This is a genomic window from Pelomonas candidula, assembly GCF_043555985.1.
Lineage (GTDB): Bacteria > Pseudomonadota > Gammaproteobacteria > Burkholderiales > Burkholderiaceae_C > Pelomonas > Pelomonas candidula.
This window is the reverse complement of sequence record NZ_JBIGIC010000008.1, coordinates 68566-91170: the sequence shown is the minus strand read 5'-3', so window position 1 is coordinate 91170 and position 22605 is coordinate 68566. Positions and strand designations below refer to the sequence as shown.

Annotated in this window: 21 protein-coding genes; 9 read left to right on the top strand and 12 right to left on the bottom strand. The window is 69.2% G+C overall.

What is annotated here, in order from left to right; all coding sequences use genetic code 11:
* Positions 1-12: 12 nt before the first annotated feature.
* Positions 13-690, bottom strand: a complete 678-nt coding sequence (locus ACG04R_RS16710; protein ID WP_394413020.1) for a response regulator — start codon at positions 688-690, stop codon at positions 13-15.
* Positions 691-695: 5 nt separating this feature from the next.
* Positions 696-2561: a type IV pili methyl-accepting chemotaxis transducer N-terminal domain-containing protein gene (locus ACG04R_RS16705; RefSeq protein ID WP_394413016.1), complete on the bottom strand. Its 1866-nt coding sequence runs from the start codon at positions 2559-2561 to the stop codon at positions 696-698.
* A 98-nt stretch (positions 2562-2659) separates the two neighbouring features.
* Between ACG04R_RS16705 and ACG04R_RS16700 the strand changes: the two genes are divergently transcribed.
* Complete coding sequence (locus ACG04R_RS16700; protein WP_394413013.1) at positions 2660-2860, top strand: DUF3079 domain-containing protein; 201 nt, start codon at positions 2660-2662, stop codon at positions 2858-2860.
* 8 nt (positions 2861-2868) lie between these two features.
* Here the strand turns inward: ACG04R_RS16700 and ACG04R_RS16695 are convergent, their stop codons facing one another.
* The 8 genes from ACG04R_RS16695 to ACG04R_RS16660 all read right to left on the bottom strand — a co-directional run bounded on the left by ACG04R_RS16695 (position 2869) and on the right by ACG04R_RS16660 (position 9629).
* Positions 2869-3510, bottom strand: a complete 642-nt coding sequence (locus ACG04R_RS16695) for a hypothetical protein (RefSeq protein ID WP_394413010.1) — start codon at positions 3508-3510, stop codon at positions 2869-2871.
* Positions 3511-3579: 69 nt separating this feature from the next.
* Positions 3580-3984: a SirB2 family protein gene (locus ACG04R_RS16690; protein ID WP_394413007.1), complete on the bottom strand. Its 405-nt coding sequence runs from the start codon at positions 3982-3984 to the stop codon at positions 3580-3582.
* Between the two features lie 5 nt (positions 3985-3989).
* Positions 3990-5177, bottom strand: coding sequence for an NnrS family protein (locus ACG04R_RS16685; protein WP_394413004.1), 1188 nt, complete (start codon positions 5175-5177; stop codon positions 3990-3992).
* A complete protein-coding gene (locus ACG04R_RS16680; RefSeq protein ID WP_394413001.1) occupies positions 5158-6243 on the bottom strand; it encodes a hypothetical protein in 1086 nt (361 codons plus the stop codon). The genes ACG04R_RS16685 and ACG04R_RS16680 overlap by 20 nt, the downstream gene beginning before the upstream one ends.
* Before the next feature lie 10 nt (positions 6244-6253).
* On the bottom strand, positions 6254-6589 hold the full coding sequence (locus tag ACG04R_RS16675; RefSeq protein ID WP_394412998.1) for a metal-sulfur cluster assembly factor: 336 nt from the start codon (positions 6587-6589) through the stop codon (positions 6254-6256).
* Positions 6586-7035 (bottom strand): RrF2 family transcriptional regulator, encoded by a 450-nt coding sequence (locus tag ACG04R_RS16670; RefSeq protein ID WP_394412995.1) that lies wholly within the window; start codon positions 7033-7035, stop codon positions 6586-6588. Before ACG04R_RS16670 ends, ACG04R_RS16675 begins: the two co-directional genes overlap by 4 nt.
* A gap of 6 nt (positions 7036-7041) precedes the next feature.
* Positions 7042-9315 carry a nitric-oxide reductase large subunit gene (locus ACG04R_RS16665; RefSeq protein WP_394412992.1) on the bottom strand — a complete coding sequence of 758 codons (2274 nt, stop codon included), beginning with the start codon at positions 9313-9315 and terminating at the stop codon, positions 7042-7044.
* A 29-nt stretch (positions 9316-9344) separates the two neighbouring features.
* Positions 9345-9629, bottom strand: a complete 285-nt coding sequence (locus ACG04R_RS16660) for a DUF2249 domain-containing protein (RefSeq protein WP_394412989.1) — start codon at positions 9627-9629, stop codon at positions 9345-9347.
* A 222-nt stretch (positions 9630-9851) separates the two neighbouring features.
* Between ACG04R_RS16660 and gmk the strand changes: the two genes are divergently transcribed.
* The 5 genes from gmk to ACG04R_RS16635 all read left to right on the top strand — a co-directional run bounded on the left by gmk (position 9852) and on the right by ACG04R_RS16635 (position 18607).
* The gene (gene gmk, locus ACG04R_RS16655) at positions 9852-10472 is read left to right on the top strand and encodes a guanylate kinase (RefSeq protein ID WP_394412986.1); all 621 of its coding nucleotides are present in this window, start codon (positions 9852-9854) and stop codon (positions 10470-10472) included.
* Positions 10473-10496: 24 nt separating this feature from the next.
* Positions 10497-10700 (top strand): DNA-directed RNA polymerase subunit omega, encoded by a 204-nt coding sequence (rpoZ, locus tag ACG04R_RS16650; RefSeq protein ID WP_268166323.1) that lies wholly within the window; start codon positions 10497-10499, stop codon positions 10698-10700.
* Positions 10701-10777: 77 nt separating this feature from the next.
* Positions 10778-13036 carry a RelA/SpoT family protein gene (locus ACG04R_RS16645; protein ID WP_394412983.1) on the top strand — a complete coding sequence of 753 codons (2259 nt, stop codon included), beginning with the start codon at positions 10778-10780 and terminating at the stop codon, positions 13034-13036.
* 272 nt (positions 13037-13308) lie between these two features.
* The gene (locus ACG04R_RS16640; protein ID WP_394412980.1) at positions 13309-17052 is read left to right on the top strand and encodes a TonB-dependent receptor; all 3744 of its coding nucleotides are present in this window, start codon (positions 13309-13311) and stop codon (positions 17050-17052) included.
* Between the two features lie 19 nt (positions 17053-17071).
* Positions 17072-18607, top strand: coding sequence for a tetratricopeptide repeat protein (locus ACG04R_RS16635; protein ID WP_394412977.1), 1536 nt, complete (start codon positions 17072-17074; stop codon positions 18605-18607).
* Here ACG04R_RS16635 and greB read toward each other — a convergent pair whose 3' ends face one another.
* Complete coding sequence (gene greB, locus ACG04R_RS16630; protein ID WP_394412974.1) at positions 18608-19180, bottom strand: transcription elongation factor GreB; 573 nt, start codon at positions 19178-19180, stop codon at positions 18608-18610.
* A gap of 77 nt (positions 19181-19257) precedes the next feature.
* On the opposite strand from greB, the gene ACG04R_RS16625 reads away from it, so the two are divergent.
* The 3 genes from ACG04R_RS16625 to ACG04R_RS16615 are packed head-to-tail and all read left to right on the top strand — an operon-like array spanning position 19258 to position 22005.
* Positions 19258-20289 carry a CaiB/BaiF CoA transferase family protein gene (locus tag ACG04R_RS16625; protein ID WP_394412971.1) on the top strand — a complete coding sequence of 344 codons (1032 nt, stop codon included), beginning with the start codon at positions 19258-19260 and terminating at the stop codon, positions 20287-20289.
* Positions 20290-20291: 2 nt separating this feature from the next.
* The gene (locus tag ACG04R_RS16620) at positions 20292-20471 is read left to right on the top strand and encodes a DUF2256 domain-containing protein (RefSeq protein ID WP_394412967.1); all 180 of its coding nucleotides are present in this window, start codon (positions 20292-20294) and stop codon (positions 20469-20471) included.
* Positions 20464-22005: a cryptochrome/photolyase family protein gene (locus ACG04R_RS16615; protein WP_394412964.1), complete on the top strand. Its 1542-nt coding sequence runs from the start codon at positions 20464-20466 to the stop codon at positions 22003-22005. Before ACG04R_RS16620 ends, ACG04R_RS16615 begins: the two co-directional genes overlap by 8 nt.
* A 290-nt stretch (positions 22006-22295) precedes the next feature.
* On the opposite strand, the gene ACG04R_RS16610 is transcribed toward ACG04R_RS16615, so the two are convergent.
* The gene (locus ACG04R_RS16610) at positions 22296-22592 is read right to left on the bottom strand and encodes a hypothetical protein (RefSeq protein ID WP_394412961.1); all 297 of its coding nucleotides are present in this window, start codon (positions 22590-22592) and stop codon (positions 22296-22298) included.
* Positions 22593-22605 lie beyond the last annotated feature (13 nt).

Genomic DNA, 22605 nt, shown 5'->3' with positions numbered 1-22605 from the left:
CGTCCGGAAGAACTACCCCGCGCGCTGCTGCTGCTGCTGCTGCTGCGTGACCAGCACGGCCGCCTGCACGCGGGAGTCGATATCCAGCTTGCGCAGCAGGTGCTGCACGTGGATCTTGACGGTCGTCTCGGCGATGCCCAGCTCGCGGGCGATCTGCTTGTTGGAGTCGCCGCGGGCGATCAGCTCGACGATCTCGCGCTCGCGCGGCGACAGCGTGGCGAACGGGTCCGGTGGCGGCGGTGCGACCACCTCGGCCTCGTGGCGGAACGCCGTGGCCAGCTTGCCGGCCATCTCGGCGCTGAAGCTGGACACGCCACGCACGGCACGCTCGATGGCCTGGGTCAGCTCGGCGTTGTCGGCCGTCTTCAGCAGGTAGCCGCAGGCGCCGGCGCGCAGCGCCGCGCCGAGGTCGGCCTCGGACTCGCTCATCGTCAGCATCAGCACCTGGCAGCCCGGCGCGGCGGCCTTCAGCGCCGGCAGCGCCTGCACACCGCTGACGCCGGGCAGGTGGTTGTCCAGCAGGACGACCTGCGGCTGCAGCTCGGCGGCCAGCCGCTCGGCGGCACCGGCATCGCCCGCCTCGCCAACGACCTGCAGCCGCGGCTGCGTGGCGAGCAATGCGATGAGACCGCGACGAAACAGGGTGTGGTCGTCGACGACGAGGACGCGGATGGGATCGCTGCTGTTCATGGCGTTCAGGGGCTCACGGCCTCGGATTCGGGGAGGGAGACGCGCACGCGCGTGCCGGCGCCGGGGCTGGATTCGAGCTGCACGGCGGCGCCGACCTTGGCGGCGCGCTCCTTCATGATGCGCAGGCCCACGTGGCTGTCGTCCGGCGCGCCGGCCTCGGCATCGAAGCCGCAGCCGTCGTCGCGGATCTCGATCTGCCAGTGCGGCTGGTGGGCCAGATGGATCTGCACCTGCCGCGCGCCGGCATGCTTGCGCACGTTGGACAGCGCCTCCTGCACGACGTGCAGCAGCTGCACCTGCACGTCGGCCGGCAGCGGCGCGCCGTGGCCGTCGACCTCCAGCTCGGCCTGCACGCCGCTCTGCAGGCGGAACTTCTGTAGCGTCTGCTGCAGCGCGGGCAGCAGGTCGTCGCCGTCGGTGCGGGTGCGGAAGTGCATCAGCAGCGCGCGCACGTCGGCGGTGCTTTCCTTCAGGCCCAGCGCCAGCTCGTCCAGCAGCCGCGCGGCCGTGGCGGCCTGACCGGTCTGCTGTGCGTCCTTCAGCAACTGCAGCTGGATCTTCATGAAGGCCAGGCTCTGCGCGATGGAGTCGTGCAGCTCGCGCGCCAGCATGCCGCGCTCCTCGGCCACGGCGGCTTCGCGCTGCATGGCCTCGCTGCGCAGGCTCTCCATCGCGCTGGAGAGGTGGCTGGCCAGGCTGTCCAGCAGCTCGCGGTCGGCCTCGGGCAGCTGAGGCGTCTCGCGATACAGCAGATCGATCTCGCCCATCACGCGGCCCTGCACCGTCAGCCCCACGTTGATGAGGGCGACGAAGCTGGCCTTGGCGCAATGCGAGCTGGCCTTCCCGCTCGGCGCGATCGGGATGACGCGGGCCCGCGGTGGCGGCGCGCCGCAATGGCAGTCGCCCGGCACGAGGCAGCGTTCGGCATCCACCATCGCCGGCGGCAGCCCTTGTGAAGCCAGCAGCACGAGGCGCTGCTCGCTCGGGTCGAGCCAGCGCACGGCCACGGCATCGGCGCGGGCCACCTGTCGCACGCGGTCGCCGAAGCCGGCCGCCAGCTCGCGTTGCGAACGCGCGCCGGCCGCGAAGGCCGCAGCCTCGTACAGAGCCGCCAGGCGGCGCTGTTCCTGGCGCAGGTCGGCCGTCTTCGCGCGCACCTCGCCCTCCATGCCGACGTAGACGGCCTGCAGCCGCTCGGCCATGCGGTTGAAGCCGCGTGCCAGCTCGCCGAACTCGTCCTGCGCGTCGCCGGGGATGCGCGCACCCAACGTGCCCTGCTCCAGCGCATTCAGGCCGCGGCGCAGCCGGTCCACCGGCGCGAACACGACGAGGTGCGACGCGTACAGGAACACCACCGACGCCGCGATGGCCAGCCCCACGAGGGCCAGCTGGACCGCCGACAACAGCGAGCTCCAGGCCGCCATGCGGGCCTCCACGGCGTTGACGAGCAGGTCCACGCGACGCACCAGTGCCTCGGCCTGCTCGCCGCTGGGCGCCGGCAGGCCGTCCGCGGCGGACGCGGTCATGCGCCGCCAGTCCTCGGTCACGGCCTGATAGGCGGCGGCAGTCCGTTCGTCGCGGGGCAGGAACAGCGGCCGCGCGGGGTCGCCACTCCACAGCTGCCGCAGCGACGACTCGTAGGCCCGAGCCTGCGTCTGCAATTGCACGCGGTCGCCGGTGGCCGCCAGGTGGGCCATGCGCCAGGTCTGCATGCGCAGCCGCCCGGCCTCGTTGACCGCGGCGGCGCCTCCCTCCAGCTGCCAGCCTATCCACAGCGTCACGCAGATCGCGGTGAGCCCGATGGTCAGCAAGGTGGCACCGAGGATGCCGATCTTGGTGGCGAGGCGGGCGCGGCTCCAGCGGATGAACATGCGTCATTCTGGGCGGTGGCCTGCCGGCGGCCCTTGATGCGGCGCAAGTTTTTGCGCTGCGTCAACACGGCAGCGGCGCGCCGGGCGCATCGTGGGCCATGGCCAAGAAATTCCCGATCAAACCGGCCAACCCCGAGCGCATCTGCTGGGGCTGCGACAAATATTGCCCGGCCGATTCGCTGCAATGCGGCAACGGCAGCATCGCGACGCCGCACCCGTCCGAGCTGTTCGGTGACGACTGGCTGGACTGGGGACTGGACGCGAAGCCGAAGCCGGAGACCGACGAAGCGCCGGCCTGAGCGGGCCGTCAGCTCGCCATGGCGCCCGCCGCGGCATGCCGCTTGACGGGCCGCAGCGCGAACACCGCCGGGTCGCGGGCGCAGTCCAGCAGCAGATAGCGAACGCGCTGCTGCCACAGCTGCCCGAGCTCGCGCTCGTCCGCGGCCGTCGCCCGGCCGGTCGCGCAGCGCTCGAGCAGCGGCTCCAGGCGCGGATCGGTCGGCAACGGGGCCAGGTCGACGTTGGCGTCGACGGCCTCCTGCGTGTCCAGCCGCGTGAAGCGCAGCAGCGCCAGCAGGTCGGGCTTGTAGCGGATCAGCCCGACACGACCGAAGCGCCCGGCGATGCCCTTGAAGCCGGAGCCGCCGGCGGCCCCCGTCAGCATCTGCACGACGGTGGCGATGACACCGGTGCTGCCCGAGCGCGCGTCGTCACGAAGCTCGACCTTGATGCCGCCGCGCTGCGGCAGCTCACCGGGGTAGAGATGCTCCAGCGCGAGGTAGGTCAGCCAGTAGGCCGAGGCGACGGTGGGGCAGGCATGGCCGGTCAGGCGCACGGCGTCGCCAAAGCCGTACTCCAGCTGGCCGTCCTCCGTGCAACCCAGCAGGCGCGCCAGCGGGTCCTGGACGCGGATGCGCGGGACCTCAGCGTAGAAATGCTGCAAGTTCATGCGTGCAACACAGTGGTTATGTGGACGGCGCATGTTCGGCGCCGGGAGCCGGACCGCTCTTGATGCGGATCAAGCCGCCGCGCCGACGACCGCGGCCAGGAAGCCCAACGGGTTCTTCGTCACCGCCACGGAGACGATCCAGCCGACGACCGCCAGCGCCGCCACCCAGGCCACCGCGCGGACCGCGACCGGCCGGCCCGGCTTCAGCGCGACGACGCCCAGCCCGATGTAGAGCAGCAGGCCCACGAGCTTGGCCGCCAGCCACGGCGCACGGTCGGGTGTCAGGTGCAGCAAGCCCGCCAGCGTCAGCGCCGACAGCAGCAGCACGGAGTCGACCAGATGCGGCAGCGTCCTGGCCGCCCGGCTGTTCACCCAGCCCGCGCCTGCCAGCGACGCCGCGCCGCGGACGAAGAAGCCCGTGATCGACAGCGCGACGGCGCACTGGTGGATGAGCTTGACGGTGAAGTAGTCCATCAAGTTCAGCCCGGTCGGCCGTCGACGCGGGGGCGCGACAGCACCGGCCAGTAGCGCACCGCGTAGAGGCCGAAGCCGGCCGACCACAGCGTCGCCGAGGCCAGCACGGCGCCCACCGTCCATGCCGGCTGCCACAGCGGCACGCCCACCCGCACGGCGGCCGCCAGCGCCACGGCCACATAGCAGGCCGTCTCGTAGCGGTCTGCCTTCAACGGCCGGCCCGTGTGGCCACGCGCGGTGCGCGTCATCATGCCGATGACGAGGCCGCCGACGGCGCCCACCGTCAGCGCATGCGTCGCCAGCGACGGCGTGACGACACCCAGCTCGCCCAGCGCTCGCAGCAGCAGGTGCACGGGAATCCATGCGTAGGCGAGGTGCAGCACCCAGACCAGCGGCACGCGCAGCGTCTTCCAGGGCTGCCACAACACCCAGCGCGAGCCGTGCGCGATGCAGGCCGCGGCGGCGACGACTGCCACCGGCCAGCCCGTCAGGCCGGCCAGGTCGGCGGCGCCCAGCGCCAGCGTCAGGCCCAGCGCGGCCTTCTCGACGAGCGGCTTCTTCGCCGCCGCGGCGCCGGGCACGCCGTTGTTCGTGAACATCGGGATCACACGACCGCCCATGACGGCGAGGATGAACAGCACCACGTCCAACGCCACGCGGATGCCCGGCAGCGGCGATGCCTCGATGACGCCCAGCCGCCCCAGGTGGATGAAGCCCGCGACCACGGCCAGCAGTACCAGCAGGCCGACGAAGAAATAGTTGCGCCGGCTTTTCGCCTTGTAGAAGGGAATGCCCAGCGCGATGGCCGCGGCCAGCGGGAAGGCGACGTTGGCGACAGCGGCCGCGACGCCGTAGGGCGTCAGCACCAGCACGCGCGCGGCTACCCACAGCAGCGCCAGCGCGGCGAGCTTGCCGCCGGCAGGCGTGGGCAGGTTGGTCCAGTTGCGGCCGGCCGTGAACAGGAAGCCGACGATGACGGCCAGCGTGAAACCGAACAGCATCTCGTGCGCATGCCACAGCGGTCCGGCCAGGTAGGCATGGCCCAGCAGGCCGGAGAACTGCAGCGCCCACAGCGGGATGGACAGCGCGGCGAACACGCTGGCCAGCAGATAGAACGGGCGGAAGCCCAGCGCGAACAGCGCGAAGCCCGGCAGCGGCGCCCGGGCGGGTTCTTCAAGACGGATCAGTGCCATGGACTTGTCCTTGCCGTGACGGCGAATGTTGGAAGGCCAGCGCTGCACCGATGACGGTGGCGGCAAAGGCGGCGATGGCCAGCGCGTTGCCCGCGGCCCCCACGGCGAGCAGGCCACCGAACAGCCGCACGGCCAGCGACGCATGCAGCAGCGCCAGCGGCACGTACCAGGCCGGGCCGAACTTCAGCTTGACGCGCGCGATGGCCGGCAGGATGACCGGCGCGTGGCCGAACACCATGCCGATGACGAAGCCCAGCCCGAGGCCGTGCAGCGCCGCGTCGCGCAGCGGCCAGCCCCGCGACGCGCCCGCCCAGGCCAGGCCGGCGACGAGCAGCCAGCCGTAGCCCAGCAGCAGGCAGACGGCCATGTAGCGGCTCAATCCCTGCGTGCGCACGGTGCGCCGCGCGATGTCGAACAGCAGCAGCCAGACCGCCAGCGCCGCGAGCGCCATGCCGAACAGCACGCCCGAGCCGACCGCGCCCAGCAACAGCGCCGCGAGGATGGCGGCCAGCGCCGCTGACGTGCCGGGGCGGCGGCGCATCAGCCGCGTCATCTCCAGCCGCTCGGCGGCGATGGTCAGCACGAGGAAGGCAAACCAGCAGGGCACCTCGTTCACCGGCAAGCCGGCGGCATAGCCCAGGCAGCCGACGGCCCAGCAGACAGCGCCTAGCAGCAGCAACCCCGTGTGGGCCGCGCGCTGCCGGCGCACGATGACGATGTTGACCGCGACGAAGGCCAGCGACGCCGCCAGGGCCAGCCACGCGGCGAGCTGCCCTGCCCCGGCCAGCTGCGCGATGCCGGCAACAGCCGACAGCGACGGGCCGACAAAGGCGAGCGGGTGCCCCACCGCCACCGCGCGTTCGATGGCGATGACGGTGCCGAGCACCACGCAGATCATCAGGAAGGAATGCGCCAGCGCGGCCGCCCCCAGCCAGTCGCCACCGGTGACCGGCAGCACGACGCCGGCCCGCAGCAGCCCGCCGGCGATGCCGGCCACCAGCGCGACGGGCGCGGCCAGCGCCGGCAGCAGGAGCCAGCGTCCGGCGAAGCGTCTGCCATTGCGCATGAGCCGCTCCTCACCAGCCCATGAAGGCCTTGGCGCTGGCGCTCATGTGGTCGGTCGTCCACGGCGGCTCCCAGACCAGCTCGACATCGACCTCCATGCCGGCGGGCGCGACGGTCTCCAGCTCGGCATCGATGTCGTCGAGGATGACGTCGGCCACCGGGCACGCGGCCGACGTCATCGTCAGCAGCACGTGCAGCCGCTCGGGCGTCACCGTGACGCCATAGACCAGCCCCACGTCGACGATGGTCATTGCCACCTCCGGGTCCACGACGCGACGCAGCGCCGCGAGCACGGGCTTGCGCAGCGCCTCGGGCCCGGCGTAGGGGTAGTTCTGGTCGTCCTTCATGCGGCCCTCACCGGGTGGAAGTGCAGCACCTGGGCCAGCATCTCGCGGTTGCGCGTGATGTCGGCCAGCGTGTAGCGGTCCAGCACCGCGTAGAAAGCGTCGACCGCCTCGGCCAGCACGCCCTTCAGGCGGCAGCTGCGCACGATGGCGCAGTGGTTCTGCTCGTCGGAGAAGCACTCGGCCGGCTGGTCCACACCCTCCGCGTCGCGCACGACGCGGCCGACGCCGATCTGGTCGGCCGGCCGTGCCAGCGTCAGTCCGCCGCCCTTGCCGCGCACCGTCACCACCCAGCCGCACTTGCCGAGGTGGTGGACCACCTTCGTCAAGTGGTTGGCCTTGATGTCGAAGGCGGCGCTGATCTCGGCGATGGTGGCCCGGCGGTCGGGCTCCGTCGCCAGGTAGATCAGCACGCGCAGGCTGTAGTCGGTGAAGGCGGTGAGCTTCATGGTGTGTCAGTGCTTGACGGCGGTGGCGGCTCCGGCCGGCACCCGCTGCACCGCGGGGCGGCGCAGCAGGTAGAGCGCGTAGAGGGCCAGGAACACGCTGCCGGCGGCGAACACGATATCGCCAGGCACGCGCAGCCACACCAGCGTCTCCATCACCTTCGAGTGGATGACCTCCGGCGAGCGGGCGTACCACAGGCCCTTGGTGATGCTCTGGTAGGCCTGGTAGATGCCGGCCGGCAGCAGCGACATGAAGACCATCATCGCCAGGCCGATGTTCAGGCTCCAGAAGGCGGGCTTCAGGAACTTGTCGGCGTGCAGCGCACGGTCGTAGAGGCCGCGCAGGCAGAACAGCAGCAGGCCGATGCCCAGCATGCCGTAGACCCCGAACAGCGCCGCGTGTCCGTGGGCCGCCGTCATGTTCAGGCCTTGCACGTAGTACAGCGAGGCCGGCGGATTGATGGCGAAGCCCAGCAGGCCGGCGCCCACGGTGTTCCAGAAGCCCACGGCGACGAAGCTCAGGATGACCCACTTGTAGGCACCCAGCCAGGCGACGTTCTTCGAGCGGCGGTACGTCTGCAGCGCCTCCAGGCCGATCAGCGTCAGCGGCACGACTTCGAGCGCCGAGAACACCGAGCCGACGGCGATCACCGAGGTGGGCGTGCCGGTCCAGTACAGGTGGTGCAGCGTGCCCAGGATGCCGCCGAACAGGAAGACGATGGTCTCCGCGATGATGGCCCGGTTGGCCGAGGCCGCGCGCACGAGGCCCAGGTTGGTGAAGATCAGCGCGACGACCGCGGTGGCGAAGACTTCGAAGAAGCCCTCGACCCACAGGTGCACCAGCCACCAGCGCCAGTACTCGATCATCGAGTAGTGGGTGTGCTGGCCCCAGGTCAGCGAGGTCGCGTAGAAGCCGCCGATGCAGGTGGCCGACAGGAACACCATGGCGATGAGGCCGCGGGTTTCCGACGGCTTCTTCAGCGCCGGCCACAGCGCGCGGCCCAGCAGGAAGACCCACAGCAGCAGCCCGATGAACAGCAGGATCTGCCAGATGCGGCCCATGCTCGTGAACTCCAGGCCCTGGTTGCCGAGCCAGAAGCTGAAATCGACGCCGCGGTGCTGCAGCGTGCCCAGCCAGCCGGTGATCGTCGAGCCGAGCACGACGAAGATCAGCGCCCAGAACAGCAGGTCGACGCCCAGCTTCTGCAGCTTGGGCTCGCGGCCCGACAGCAGCGGCGCGACGTACAGGCCGGTGGCCAGCCACGCGGTCGCGATCCAGAACACGCCGATCTGCGTGTGCACGGTACGGCTGATGGTGTACGGCAGGACTTCCGCGAGCGGCAGGCCGAAGAACGACTGGCCTTCGACGGCGTAGTGGGCCGTGATGGCGCCCATCGCGATCTGCAGCAGCATCAGGCCGATGACGACGAAGAAGTACTTGCGCGTGGCCTTCATCGACGGCGTGGCGGTGGCGCCCAGCAGCGGATCGGCCGCGGGCACGGCGGCGTCATCCTCGTGCGCGTCGCCCTGGTGCAGCCACAGCATCGCGGCGATGCCGGCCAGCAGCAGGATGATGCTGACCATCGACCACATCGCGGCCGAGGTGCTCATCACGTTGCCCACCATGGGCTCGTGAGGCCAGTTGCTGGTGTACGAGAGGCCGGTCTCGCCGGGCCGGTCGGTCGTGGCGGCCCAGGCCGACCAGAAGAAGAACGCGGTCAGCGCCTGGCGATGCGCGGCTTCCGGCAGGCTGCCCGACGTCATCGCGTACTGCTCACGCAGCTTGTCCAGGCGCGGGTCGGTGCCGAACAGGCCCTCGTAGTGCGCCGCCACCTCGCGGATGGCTTTGGCGCGCGCGGGCGAGATCTTCACGGTGCCGTTGCTGTCGTCGTAGGTGTTGCGGCGCATTTCCTCGCGCACGCCCTGATCGACCGCGGCCTGCTCGGCAGCGGTCAGCGCCCGGCCGCCCTGCTGCTGCTCGGCCAGGCGCTGCTCACGCAGCGCCACGGCCTCACGGTGCAGCCAATCGGCCGACCAGTCCGGCGCCACGTAGGCCCCATGGCCCCAGACGGTGCCCAGTTGCTGGCCGCCGGCCGACAGCCAGGCCTGCTGGCCCAGATCGACCTGTTCGGCCGTGAACAGCACCTCGCCGTCGGTCGTGACGACCTGCTTGGGGATGGGCGGCGCCGTCAGATAGATCTGCCAGCCCAGATAGCCCAAGGCTCCGAACGACAGGACAAAGATCAGCCCTAGCCAGCGCCAGAGCCTGCTTGTGTTTCTCATGATGAGTCCCGGTGGTTATGGGAAATGGATCAGGCGCCGCCGCACGAGCCGCAGCAGCGGCTGTCACCGTGGCTGGCGAGCTTGACGATGCGAACGCGCCAGACTTCAGGGCCGGCCTGCTGGTCGTCCCAGGTAAAGCGGTCGGGCCATTCAGCGCGCAGTTGCTCGCGCAGCGGCGTCGGGTCGTGGTCGTTGATCAGCTCGACGGATTCGCCGTTGCCGAGGCTGCGCAAGGTGTTGAACACCAGCGGATGCCGCTCCCGCGGCGCCAGTGACCGCAGGTCGATCCGGGTGCCATAGGTGGTCAGCGTCATGCTTGCTCCTTAACATGCATTTCAGATGCATCTATTTTTGAGACTCCGGCCCCGCGCGGGTTTGACATCGATCAAACGGCGACGAAACGGACGTGGTTTGCGTCTGACCGAGAGAGACATCACGCCAGGCAGCCAGCCCGCTCGGAGCCCGCCGACGCCGCCAAGCTAAAGTTGCGGGCCGGCCGAACCCCACGGCAGAACATCGAAAAACGACCCCGCGACATGGAATACCCCGGCAATCTTTTCGTCGTCGCCGCCCCCAGCGGCGCCGGCAAGTCCAGCCTCGTCAAGGCCCTGCTGGAACTGGATGCGCGCCTGGCCGTGTCCATCTCCCACACGTCCCGCGCGCCGCGCGGCCAGGAGCAGCACGGCCGCGAGTACTGGTTCATCACGCCGGAGGATTTCCGCGCGATGGCCGACCGCGGCGAATTCTTCGAGTGGGCCGAAGTGCACGGCAACCTCTACGGCACCTCGCGCGCCGGCATCGAGGACCGGCTGCAGCATGGCGAGGACGTCGTGCTGGAGATCGACTTCCAGGGCGCGCTGCAGATCAAGCAGCTGTTCCCCTACGCCGTGCTGATCTTCATCCTTCCGCCCAGCTGGGACGAGCTGCGCCTGCGGCTGAACCGCCGCGGCGACACGGCACCCGAGGTCATCGCCAAGCGCATGAACACCGCTCGCCTCGAGGTGGCGCAGGCGCAGCACTTCGATTTCGTCGTCGTGAACGCGGTGTTCGACACCGCCGTTTTCGACCTCAAGACCATCGTCCACGCGCAGCGGCTAAAATACGCGGCTCAGCGCCGAAACCGCTCGGCCGTCTTTCAGGCGCTCGATCTGCCCTGATCGCGCATCACCACTAGGAACACCATGGCCCGCATCACCGTCGAAGACTGCCTGACCAAGATCCCGAACCGCTTCCAGCTCGTGCTGGCCGCCACCTACCGCGCCCGCATGCTGAGCCAGGGCCACAGCCCCCGCATCGAGAGCAAGAACAAGCCCGGCGTGACCGCGCTGCGCGAAATCGCCGCCGGCGAAGTCGGCGTCGAGATGCTGCGCAAGGTTCCGGTCTAAGCCGCGACCTGCCGAACATGAAACGGGCGTCCTCGGACGCCCGTTGCCTTTTTAGCTTCGGATAAATTCGGGGCCATATGGCCCAACGTTCCCTCACCGCCTGGTTCACCCTCCCGGGTCTGCGCCAGCCGGCGCCTCCGACCGCAGCGGAGGCGGCCTCCTTCGACGCCCTCCTCCCCAAGCTCGGCTACCTCAGCAAGGCCGAGGTCAAGCGCGTGCGCGAGGCCTACAAGTTCGCCGACGAAGCCCACCTGGGCCAGAAGCGCGCGACCGGCGAGCCCTACATCACCCACCCGATCGCCGTAGCCGGCATCTGCGCCGAGTGGCGGCTGGATGCGCAGGCGCTGATGGCGGCGCTGATGCACGACGTCGTGGAGGACTGCGGCGTCTCCAAGGCCGAGCTGATCGAGAAGTTCGACGCCACGACGGCCGACCTCGTCGACGGCCTGACCAAGCTGGACAAGCTGCAGTTCTCGACCAAGGAGGAGTCTCAGGCCGAGTCCTTCCGCAAGATGCTGCTGGCGATGGCGCGCGACCTGCGTGTCATCCTCATCAAGCTGGCCGACCGCCTGCACAACATGCGCACGATGGGCGCGATGGCGCCGCACAAGGCCCGCCGCATCGCGCGCGAGACCTTCGACATCTACGCGCCCATTGCGCACCGGCTGGGCCTGAACCAGACCTTCCGCGAGCTGGAGGACCTGTCCTTCCAGTACTTCCACCCCTGGCGCTACGCGGCGCTGTCCAAGGCCGTGGCCAAGGCACGCGGCAACCGGCGCGACCTGGTCTCGCGCATCGAGGGCGAGATCCGCACCGCTTTCACAAAGGCCGGCCTGCGCGTGGAGGTGCAGGGGCGCGAGAAGACGGTCTATTCGATCTACAAGAAGATGCGCGAGAAGGGGCTGATGTCGTTCGCCCAGGTCAGCGACATCTTCGGCTTCCGCATCCTGACCGAGGAAGGCCTGCAGTGCTACACGGCCCTGGGCGTGCTGCACCAGCTCTACAAGCCGCAGGCGGGCCGCTTCAAGGACTACATCGCCAATCCCAAGGACAACGGCTACCAGTCGCTGCACACGACACTGATGGGCCCGCTGGGCACGCCGCTGGAGTTCCAGTTGCGCACGGAGGGCATGCACCAGATTGCCGAGCAGGGCGTGGCCGCGCACTGGATCTACAAGAGCCGCGGCAAGCCGGCCTCGGCGCTGGCGGCGCAGCAGGCCAACGCACGCTGGCTGCAGAGCCTGATCGACATCCAGGACGAGACGCGCGACGCCAACGAGTTCCTGGAGCACGTCAAGATCGACCTCTTCCCCGACGCGATCTACGTCTTCACGCCCAAGTCCAAGATCATGGCGCTGCCCAAGGGCGCGACGCCGGTGGACTTCGCCTACGCCATCCACTCCGACGTCGGCGACCACTGCGTGGCCGCCCAGGTGAACGGCGAGGCCGTGCCGCTGCGGGCCGAGCTGCGCAGCGGCGACATCGTCGAGATCATCACCGCGCCCGGCGCCAGCCCCAACCCGGCCTGGCTGAGCTTCGCCCGCACCGGCCGCGCCCGCTCCAAGATCCGCCACTACCTGAAGGACCTGGAGCAGGAAGAGTCCCGCGAGCTGGGCGAGAAGATGCTGGCCCAGGCGATGCGCGTCGAAGGCCTGGGCCTGCCCAGCCTGGAGGCGGACGACCCGGCCGCGCAGATCTGGCACGAGCTGGCCGCCTGGGCGGGCAGTTCGGGCACCGAGCAGCTCCTCGTCGACATCGGCGCCGGCCGCAAGATCGCCGCCATCATCGCCAAGAAGATGGCCCGGCTGATGGCCGAACAGGGCCAGAAGCCCGACGCCCTGGCGCTGACGCTGGGCCGCTTCGCCGAGGCGCCGGTGGATCGCGGCAGCGTGCTTATCGACGGCAGCGAGGGTGCATCCGTGCAACTTGCCAGCTGTTGCCGGCCGATCCCTGGAGATGAGGTGCGCGGCTACCTGGGCCGCGGCGAGGGCCTGGTCGTGCACACCTGCGACTGCGCGGTCGGCAAGAAGCTGTTCCAGCGCGACAGCGAGCACTGGATTCGCGTCGATTGGGCGGACGAGCTGACGCGCAGTTTCGAGGTCGGCGTCACGCTGCTGCTCGCCAACGGCAAGGGCGTGCTGGCCCAGGTTGCCCAGGCCGTGGCCCAGGCCGAGGCCGACATCACCCACATCGCCATGGGCGAAGAGGCACCGGCGCTGGAAGAGGTCGAGATGAACCTGCTGCTGGCCGTGCGCGACCGCCTCCACCTGGCCGACGTGCTGCGCGTGCTGCGCCGCACCCCGGCCGTTCAGCGCGTTTCCAGGGTCAAGCCCTGACATCGTTGTCGACACGCCCCCGCGAGAGCGAGGGGCGATCACGGCGCTGAGTGTTTCTGTTCAAGTCTCCGGGTTAACCACTGTTTCTGGCCCCGGTATTCCTTTGCGGGATAGCAAATCACAGAAATCGTATTTCTCGTGTTGTAACCCCCTGTTTAAGGTCCGCTCCGTCGCCTGAAAACGGAATGAAACGACGTTTCTCCGCCCAAGGCACTCCCTTTTGACAACAACAACGGCCGGGCTCGCACCGGCCCTGCAGACGGAGACCACTCGTGACCACGACCAGCCAACCCACGCTGCGGCGCGACCGCATCGGCGCCGCCGTTTCCATCGCCCTTTCGCTCCTGGCCACCGAGGCCGCGCTGGCCCAGCAGGCGGCCGCGCCCGCCACGGCTGCCTCCGCGGCGACACCGGCGCAGCCGGCCGCCAAGCCCGCAGAAGCCCCCAAGGCCAAGGCCCCGATCAACGAGCTGGAATCCGTGCTGATCATCGGCACGCGCAAGTCGCAGCAGTCCGCCATCGACCGCAAGAAGCGCGCGGCGACGGCGCAGGACTCCATCGTGGCCGAGGACGTGGGCGCGTTCCCGGACCGCAACATCGGCGAGGCGATCTCGCGCGTGGCTGGCGTGGCGCTGGACCGCGGTGACTTCGGCGAAGGCGTGAACGTCTCCATCCGCGGTAACGGCCCGGAACTGACCCGTGTCGAAATGGACGGCATGGCTGTGCGCTCCGGCGCCGGCACCGACCTGCTGAACGGCGGCGACGGCCGCGGCACGGAGTTCCGCGAGTTGTCGTCCGACCTCATCAAGAGCGTCGACGTCGTCAAGGGGTCCACGGCCGCGATGACCGAAGGCTCCCTGGGCGGCGGCATCATCATCACGACCCGCACCGGCCTGGACTTCGACAAGCCCTACTACTCCTTCAAGGTCGAGGCCACGCAGAGCGACCTGAACAAGAAGACCACGCCCAACTTCAACCTGGTGCTGGCCGACAAGTTCCTGGACAAGCGCCTGGGCGTCATCGCCAACCTGGGCCGCGCCCACTACAAGAACGAGCAGCACGGCATCGCGCAGGGCGGCAGCAACAGCCAGGAAGGCCTGTCGCGCGCGGCGGACTTCGACAACTCGCCCGAGAAGACCTTCACTTTCAACCCGTCGACGGCCTACGGCGACACGATCAACACCCCGCTCAGCTCCGTACCGCTGACAGCCGGTGGCGTCTTCAACTCGGCCACACCGGTGGAGCTGCTGACCAAGTCGGCCGCGGCCCAGTCGAAGGCCGACTGCTTCACGATCTTCCCGAATCTGACAGCTGCGCAAACAGCGGCCATCGCATCGAGCAGCCGCACCGCAGCCTACACCGCGCGCCAGAACGAGCAACTGACCTGCCTGTCGCAGTGGAACGACTACACGCCGTCCAAGACTGTCGGCTTCCGCTACACCGTCAAGAGCCAGGACGACCGGCGCAACAGCGGCGACATCCGCCTGGACTTCAAGGTCAACGACAAGCTGACCGTCTTCGGCAAGTTCGCCCGCAGCGATCGCCACGTCGATGACACGGTCGGCTTCCTGGGCGTCGGCAGCACGCCGATCTTCAACGGCGCCGGCACTTTCACGGACAACACGACGACCAACACCCGCTCGCTGGCCACGGGCGCAAGCGGCTCGCTGCTGCCCAGCTATTCCTGGCGCGCCAGCAATGCGCCGCTGGTGCTTGGCACCACGACCAGCATCCTGCCGGGCTACACGGTCGACTCCAGCCACCACGTGACGAGCTACACGACGGACGGCGGCGTGCTGACGACCGACACCATCTTCAGCTCCATCGACACGACCAACAAGACGCTGACCACCGGCGGCGAGTACCGCGACGGCCGCTTCAGCGCCAACTTCATGGCCGGCTCGACCAAGTCCACGGCCCTGCGCTATGACCGCCGCGCGTCCTACAGCTACACCTACGGCCGGGCCACCTACTCGCTGCAGGACAACGGCCTGTGGGCGTTCACGCTGCCGGACGGCACGAACAACATCAACCAGTTCAACTGGTCGGCCTACTCGGCGTTGAACCCGGCCACCGCGCAGGCGGCCACCGCTGCATCGGCCACCCAGTTGCTGGCCACGCCGGCCTACACCGCTGCCCAGCGCGCGCAGTACACCAACAACCTGCTGCTGCAGGTCATCCGCTCCTTCGACACCGAAAGCACCGAGCGCACCGCCAAGGTCGACCTGGCCTACAACATGGTGGACAAGGTGCCCTTCCTGACCTCGCTGAAGGGCGGCTTCAACTTCCGCGACACCGGCGGCAAGACCTGGAACGGCGCCGGCGGCACGCTGCAGGACCCCGTCGGCACCTACGGCACGGCCGGCTTCAAGTCCGGCGTCTACATGCCGCAGGTCAACACGCGCTGGAACGTCATCGGCTGCGAGAACACCGCCGGCTCCGTGGGGACGGGTGGCCAGCCCTGCGCCTACGGCTACGTGCCCAACAGCAACGTGCTCAACGCCGGCATCGGCAGCACACCGGCCGGCACCACGACGCTGACGCAGGCGCAGTACCAGCAGCTCATCCAGTCGACGCTGACGCTGAACCCTGCGGCCCAGTTCTACGGCGGCTCCAAGGACCGCCCCGACACGCTGATCAACGGCTGGAACCAGATCGACATCGACAAGCTGTTCGCGCTGGCCGGCATCCCCGTGCGGCTGGATTGCTTCCGCAGCTGCACGGCCAGCGACGGCAAGGTCTACGACATGCCGTACTCCAGCTTCCGCGAGAAGTCCACGGCGGCCTACGTCATGGAAGACTTCGAGATCCCGCTGTGGGGCCACATGGAGCTCGCCGGCAACGTCGGCGTGCGCATGGTGAAGACCGACGTGAACGCCACGGGCTTCATGTCGTTCAAATCGATTCGCAAGAACGCCGACTGGAACCCGACGACGAACGTCGGCTCGGTCAGCAGCTACGTCGTCAGCCAGAACACGTCGATCAAGGACAGCGCCACCGACGTGATGCCGTCGCTGAACCTGGCCCTCTGGCCCGTCGAGGACAAGCTCGCACTGCGCTACGCCCTCGGTCGCACGGTCGCCCGCCCGCCGGTGTCCAAGCTGCTGCCCAGCGGCACCTGCACGATCAGCCAGATCATCGAGGAGACCGAGCCCGACGACCAGGGCAACTCGCCCAACCAGACCTGCTCCGGCACGATGGGCAACCCGGCGCTGAAGCCCCAGACCAACACCAACCAGAACCTGTCGCTGGAGTGGTACGCCAACCGCGACACCAGCATGTCGGTCAACGTCTTCCGCCAGCGCGGCCTGATCGGTGCGCCCACCATCGGCACGGTGCGCAACAACCAGAACGTGTTCAAGGACAGCACGGCCATCGACCCGCAGACCGGCACGCCGCTGAAGGACTACGAGTTCTCGTACACACAGTGGGACAACGCCCCCGCGTCCACCCGCCGCGGCATCGAGTTCGGTGTGAAGACGGCCTTCACCTTCCTGCCCTACGTGCTGCGCTACACCGGCGTCGACGCCAACTACAGCCGCCTGCGTTCCACCCAGGGCCTGCCGACGCGGGACCTGATCAGCGGTGACGTGCTGCCGGTGGTCAACGAACCGAAGTACTCGTGGAACGCGTCGCTCTGGTATGACGACGGCGCCTTCCAGGCCCGCGTCGCGATGCAGGTCGTGGCGCCACGCTACTACCTGTTCACGCCCAACACGACCAACAACCTGGGCGTGAACAACTATCCGTCCGTGGGCACCACCAGCTACCGCGCCCCCTACAACCCCGGCGCCCCGCAGTTCGGCAACATGACCCGCTACGTCGACGCCAAGATGTCCTACCGCTTCAAGAACGGCCTGGAGATCTTTGCCGACGTGCGCAACCTGACCGGCGAGCGCACGCAGAACACCACGGGCGGCTACCAGGACTATGCCGACGGCATCCCGAGCATCTACTCGGACGGCTACAGCGGCCGCCGCTACACGGTGGGCATGACGCTGCGCAGCCCGCGCTGAACCACAACCAGGAGACCCCATGACCGGCTGCGCCCGTCCTTTCTTCACTCGAAGCTGGACGGCGCAAGCCGGTCTGGCTTTTTTCCTGGCGGTATCGGCCGCCCACGCCCAGCAGGCCGCGAGCGCGCCTGCCGGGGCCCCCAACACGCTGGACACCGTCAAGGTGACGGGCCAGCGCAGCAACGGCAGCGTCGACCCCTCGATCGTCACCGCCGCCAAGAACAAGGTCCTGTCGCGCAATTTCGCGTCGTCCTGCGCCTTCATGAGCGGCTACTCGGCCGCCGACGACGACGTCACGCTGGCCTACATGCGTGACTTCAACATGCTGGACAACCCGTCCAACGAGGCCGAGCGCTTCAGCGATCTCAGTCCGGACGGCAACGCCAAGACCCAGAACGTCACCAGCGGGCTGACCGACCCCACCGCCGACACGGCCTCGGGGCTGACGGCGCAGACGCCCGGTGTGGCCTGCTCGGCCAACGACAACCGGTTTGCCGCCGGCCGCAACTGGATCGCCCGCAAAGACAAGTCGCTGACCCAGGCCTTCGAAGCCTACGAGGCCGGCAACTACACGGAGGCCCGCGCCAGGTTCGAGGAAGGCTGGAAGAAGCTCGGCTACGAGGAAGCAGCCCTGATGCTGGGCCGCATCCATCTGCTGGGCCTGGGCACGCCGGCCAGCACGCCCAAGGCCGTCGAATGGCTGCGCCAGGTCGTCGACGCCCGCTACGACCCCGTCAAGGACCGCCTGCAGTTCGACCCCAAGCACCCCGACAACATCAACACCCGTGTCGAGGCGACGCTGCTGCTGGCGCGCATCTACCTGACCGGCCAGGGCACCAAGCGCGACCCCGCGCAGGCCTACAAGTGGTGGAGCAAGGCGCTGGACTTCGGCTTCGAGCCCGCCGGCACGCTGCTGGCGCAGGCTCACCTCAGCGGCATCGGCACCCAGGTCGACACCAAGCCCGCGCTGGCCTACCTGGAAGCGGCCGGCGAGGCGGGCGACACGACGGCCCTCTACATGCTGGGCCAGCTCTACCACCACCAGTTGCCCAAGCAGCCACCCGGCATCCCGCTGGACCTCAACCGCGCTGGCGCCTACTTCGGCGCTGCCGCCAAGGCCGGCCATCTGGAAGCCACCTACGAGGCGGCGCGGATGATGGATCTGGGCGAGGGCACCGCAGCGCCCGCGCCCGAGCGCGCCATCGTGCTCTACAAGGACGCTGCGCTGAGAGGCCACGCCGACGCGCAGAACGCACTGGCGACCTACTTCTACCGCGGCGAAGCCGTCGCGCAGAACTACGCGACCGCCCGCCAGCTGTTCCAGGCCGCGGCCCAGCGCCGCCAGCCCGACGCGATGTTCAACCTCGCCGTCATGCTGGCCCAGGGCCAGGGCGGCGACAAGGACATGGCCTCGGCCTATGCCTGGTGCACGCTCGCCAAGAGTCTGGGCAACGAGCAGGCCGCAACGGCACTGCCGGCCATCGCCGCCAGGCTCAGCCCGGAAGAAAAGGCGCGCGCCGACGCCATGCTGAAGCCGGCCCCGAAGAAGTCCTGATCAATCCCCGGCGGCAGGCACCGGGTAGTGCACCTCGACGACCTCGATCTTCTCGACGCCCACCGGCGTCACGAGATTGAGCTCGTCGCCTACGCGCGCCTTCAGCAGCGTGCGCGCAATCGGCGACACCCAGCTGACCTCGCCGGCCAGGCTGTCGGATTCGTCGATGCCCTTGATCGTGATGGTCTTCTCGTCGCCCCGGGCATTGGCGTAGGTCACCGTCGCGCCGAAGAACACCTGCTCGCTGCCATGATGCACGCTGGGGTCGACGACCTCGGCGATGTCCAGCCGCTTGGTCAGGAAGCGCAGCCGCCGGTCGATCTCGCGCAGCCGCTTCTTGCCGTAGAGATAGTCGCCGTTCTCCGAGCGGTCGCCGTTCTTGGCCGCCCACGACACCGTCTCGACCATCTTGGGCCGCTCCACGTCGATGAGCTGCATGAACTCCGCACGCAGCCGCGCGTAACCGGCCGGCGTCATGTAGTTGCGCGTGCCGGCCGGTAACGCCGGGAGCGAGGGGCCGTCGCCGTCATCGTCGTCCTGACCGTCGGGTTCCTTGGTGAAGGCCTTGTTCAATTGAGATATCTCCGTGCTTCGCACTCCGAGGCGAGTCCCTTCGGACGGCCGTGCGGGACTCATGCGAGCATTGTCCGATGCAAGCGCCCTCCTCCGCCGGCCCGCTGACCGGGCTTCGCGTCATCGAAATGGCCGGCATCGGCCCCTGCCCGCTGGCCGGCATGCTGCTGGCCGATCATGGCGCCGACGTGCTGGTCATCGAGCGTCCGGGCGCGCCGGTGCTGGACACCGGCACTGGGCTGGACCGCGGCAAGCGGCGCCTCTGCCTGGACCTGAAAAACCCCGACGGGCTGGCCGAAGCACGCCGGCTCATCGAGGGGGCCGACGCCGTCATCGAAGGCTTTCGCCCCGGCGTCATGGAGCGGCTGGGCCTGGGGCCCGAGACCTTCAGCGCCAGCCACCCGCGCCTGGTCTACGGCCGCGTGACCGGTTGGGGCCAGTCCGGCCCGCTCGCCCAGGCGGCGGGCCACGACATCAACTACGTGGCGCTGACCGGCGTGCTGTCCGTTGCCAGCCGCGCCGGGGCGGCGCCCAGCATCCCGGCCACGCTGATCGGCGACATGGGCGGCGGCGCCATGCTGCTGGCTTTCGGCCTGATGGCCGCGCTGTGGGCCGCGCAGCACAGCGGACGCGGGCAGGTCGTGGACGCGGCGATGGTCGACGGCGTGGGCCTGCTGTCCAGCCTGCTGCGTTCGTTGCGCGCCGCCGGCCGCTGGAGCGACGCGCCGGCGCAGAACTTCTTCCTGCATGGCTCGCCGTTCTACGACTGCTTCGAATGCGCGGACGGCCGCTTCGTGTCGCTGGGCGCACTGGAGCCGGCCTTCTACGCCGAGCTGCTGCAGCGCCTGGGCCTGACCGATGTCGACCCGGCCGCCCAGCACGACCACCGCCAGTGGCCCGTGCTGCGCGAGCGCGTCGCCGCGCGCATTCGCGAGAAGACGCGCGACGAGTGGTGCGCGCTGATGGAAGGCACGAACGTCTGCTTCGCACCCGTGCTGACGCTGGCCGAAGCGCCGTTGCATCCGCACGCGCAGGCGCGCGGCAGCTTTGTGCAGGACGCCGCCGGCCACTGGCACCCCGCCGCGGCGCCACGCTTCCAGCCGCTCTGACCATGCCGACACGCCACGACGGAAACCACGGACACAAGGGCAACAAGGCCCACCTGCCCAGCAAGCCCTGCCTGGCCTGCGGCCGCCCCATGAGCTGGCGACGCGCGTGGGCGAAGACATGGCACGAGGTCAAGTACTGCAGCGACCGCTGCCGCCGCCACCGCAAGGCCGCCGATGCGTGAACCGCTGCGCCACCTCGTGCTGGTGCTGGGCGACCAGCTCGACCTCGACGCCAGCGCCTTCGATGGCTTCGACGCGGCCCGGGATGCGGCCTGGATGGCCGAGGCGGCCGAGGAATCCACGCATGTCTGGAGCAGCCAGCCGCGCATCGCCTTCTTCCTCGCCGCCATGCGGCACTTCGCCGAGGCGCTGCGCGAGCAGGGGCGCCCGCTGCACTACCGCCGGCTGGACGACGCCGGCACAGCCGCCAGCCTCGCGGCCCAGTTGCGCGCCGACGTGCAGCGGCTGCGTCCCTCGCGCCTGGTGCTGACGCGGCCCGGCGACTGGCGCGTGCTGCAGGCGCTGCAGGCTGTGGCCGACGATGCCGGCGTGCCGCTGGAGCTGCGCGAGGACCGCCATTTCTACACGACGCCCGCCGACTTCGCCGCGCATGCGCAGGGCCGCCGCAGCCTGCGCATGGAGTTCTTCTACCGCGAGCAGCGGCAGCGCCACGGCGTGTTGATGGACGGGCGCGAGCCCTTGGGCGGCCAGTGGAACTACGACGTCGAGAACCGCGAGGCCTTCGGCCCGCAAGGACCCGGCTTCGACCTGCCGCGGCCGCCGCGCTTCGAGCCCGACACGCTCACGCGCGACGTCATCGCACTGGTGCGCGAGCGCTTCGGCAGCCACCCCGGGCGGCTGGACAGCTTCGCCTGGCCACTCACGCGCGCCCAGGCCCTGCAGGCGATGGAGGCCTTCATGCGCGAACGCCTGCCGCTGTTCGGCCCCTACCAGGACGCCATCTGGCCCGGCGAGCCCTGGCTGTACCACGCCCAGCTGTCGGCCGCGCTCAACCTCAAGCTGCTGACGCCGCGGGAGGTGATTGCCGCCGCCGAGGCCGAGGTCCGCGCCGGCCGCGTGCCCCTGGCCAGCGGCGAGGGCTTCATCCGCCAGATCCTCGGCTGGCGGGAGTACGTGCGCGGCATCTACTGGACCCAAATGCCGGGCTACGCGCAGGCCAACGCCCTTGACGCCCACGAAGACCTGCCCAGCTGGTACTGGAGCGGCGACACCGACATGGCCTGCCTGCGCGACGCCATCGGGCAGACGCTGGCGCATGGTTACGCCCACCACATCCAGCGGCTGATGGTGACGGGCCTCTACGCGCTGCTGCTGGGCGTGGAACCCGCACAGGTGCATGCGTGGTACCTGAGCGTCTACGTCGACGCCGTCGAATGGGTGGAACTGCCCAACACGCTGGGCATGAGCCAGTACGCCGACGGCGGCCTGATGGCCAGCAAGCCCTACATCGCCAGCGGCCGGTACATCGACCGCCAGAGCCCCGCCTGCCGCAGCTGTCGCTACCGCCCTGAGCAACGTACCGGTGAGCGGGCCTGCCCGTTCACGACGCTGTACTGGGACTTCCTGCTGCGCCACGAGGCGCGCTTCGCCCGGCACCCCCGCCTCGCGCAGCAGGTGCGCAACGCGGCACGGCTCGATGACGCCGAGCGCGCCGCCATCCTGGCCGCGGCCAAGACCCTGCGCCGCCAACGCTGAACCGGACCGACCGCGCCGGCCCAAAGAAAATGGGTCAGCCCCTTGCGGTGCTGACCCATTGATTTTTTGGTGCGGCTGGCAGGATTCGAACCCACGACCCCTTGGTTCGTAGCTACGACATCGAGAAGAACGTCATACAAATCAATAACTTAGCGAGCCAAGTTCGTCGTGTTTCTGTACCCTTCCGTACGGTCGTGTACAGGCGAGTTCCCAAAATCTCCCCATGGCGAGGTGTGCGGCTTGTCCTGGCTCGACTGCGTCAAAGCGGCCGCCGTCCAAGCACCGCGAGGTCAGACGAACGGGCGCGCTACCTTGGCAAGCTCATTGAACGCGAGCGTGTATGGCAAGAGTGTTCTGATGCTGCCTTGGAAGTGAATCTTCCCGGACAGCACGCCGGCTGCGGCAGTGAAGTCGCCACTGACAAACTGAACCCAATGAACCGCGGTCGCGGTAAACACAGGACATCCGCTTGGAGGTGCCTCGCATCTGGTCGCCATGCCGTCGATGCCCCATTCCACCACGACATCGCCTTGGCCGTCTGCAACAACGAACCTCGCAGCGCCGAACCCAGCGAGCCGCGCCTTCACCGGGCTACTGTTC

What these genes read in the sequence shown, in the direction of transcription:
- ACG04R_RS16620 (WP_394412967.1), top strand. Translation starts at nt 20,292, where the DNA reads ATGCCGACACGCCACGACGGAAACCACGGACACAAGGGCAACAAGGCC.
- ACG04R_RS16625 (WP_394412971.1), top strand. Translation starts at nt 19,258, where the DNA reads ATGCAAGCGCCCTCCTCCGCCGGCCCGCTGACCGGGCTTCGCGTCATC.
- ACG04R_RS16695 (WP_394413010.1), bottom strand. Translation starts at nt 3,510, where the DNA reads ATGAACTTGCAGCATTTCTACGCTGAGGTCCCGCGCATCCGCGTCCAG.
- ACG04R_RS16615 (WP_394412964.1), top strand. Translation starts at nt 20,464, where the DNA reads ATGCGTGAACCGCTGCGCCACCTCGTGCTGGTGCTGGGCGACCAGCTC.
- ACG04R_RS16710 (WP_394413020.1), bottom strand. Translation starts at nt 690, where the DNA reads ATGAACAGCAGCGATCCCATCCGCGTCCTCGTCGTCGACGACCACACC.
- ACG04R_RS16690 (WP_394413007.1), bottom strand. Translation starts at nt 3,984, where the DNA reads ATGGACTACTTCACCGTCAAGCTCATCCACCAGTGCGCCGTCGCGCTG.
- ACG04R_RS16645 (WP_394412983.1), top strand. Translation starts at nt 10,778, where the DNA reads ATGGCCCAACGTTCCCTCACCGCCTGGTTCACCCTCCCGGGTCTGCGC.
- ACG04R_RS16685 (WP_394413004.1), bottom strand. Translation starts at nt 5,177, where the DNA reads ATGGCACTGATCCGTCTTGAAGAACCCGCCCGGGCGCCGCTGCCGGGC.
- ACG04R_RS16660 (WP_394412989.1), bottom strand. Translation starts at nt 9,629, where the DNA reads ATGACGCTGACCACCTATGGCACCCGGATCGACCTGCGGTCACTGGCG.
- ACG04R_RS16635 (WP_394412977.1), top strand. Translation starts at nt 17,072, where the DNA reads ATGACCGGCTGCGCCCGTCCTTTCTTCACTCGAAGCTGGACGGCGCAA.
- gmk (WP_394412986.1), top strand. Translation starts at nt 9,852, where the DNA reads ATGGAATACCCCGGCAATCTTTTCGTCGTCGCCGCCCCCAGCGGCGCC.
- ACG04R_RS16700 (WP_394413013.1), top strand. Translation starts at nt 2,660, where the DNA reads ATGGCCAAGAAATTCCCGATCAAACCGGCCAACCCCGAGCGCATCTGC.
- ACG04R_RS16705 (WP_394413016.1), bottom strand. Translation starts at nt 2,561, where the DNA reads ATGTTCATCCGCTGGAGCCGCGCCCGCCTCGCCACCAAGATCGGCATC.
- ACG04R_RS16680 (WP_394413001.1), bottom strand. Translation starts at nt 6,243, where the DNA reads ATGCGCAATGGCAGACGCTTCGCCGGACGCTGGCTCCTGCTGCCGGCG.
- ACG04R_RS16665 (WP_394412992.1), bottom strand. Translation starts at nt 9,315, where the DNA reads ATGAGAAACACAAGCAGGCTCTGGCGCTGGCTAGGGCTGATCTTTGTC.
- ACG04R_RS16675 (WP_394412998.1), bottom strand. Translation starts at nt 6,589, where the DNA reads ATGAAGGACGACCAGAACTACCCCTACGCCGGGCCCGAGGCGCTGCGC.
- rpoZ (WP_268166323.1), top strand. Translation starts at nt 10,497, where the DNA reads ATGGCCCGCATCACCGTCGAAGACTGCCTGACCAAGATCCCGAACCGC.
- ACG04R_RS16670 (WP_394412995.1), bottom strand. Translation starts at nt 7,035, where the DNA reads ATGAAGCTCACCGCCTTCACCGACTACAGCCTGCGCGTGCTGATCTAC.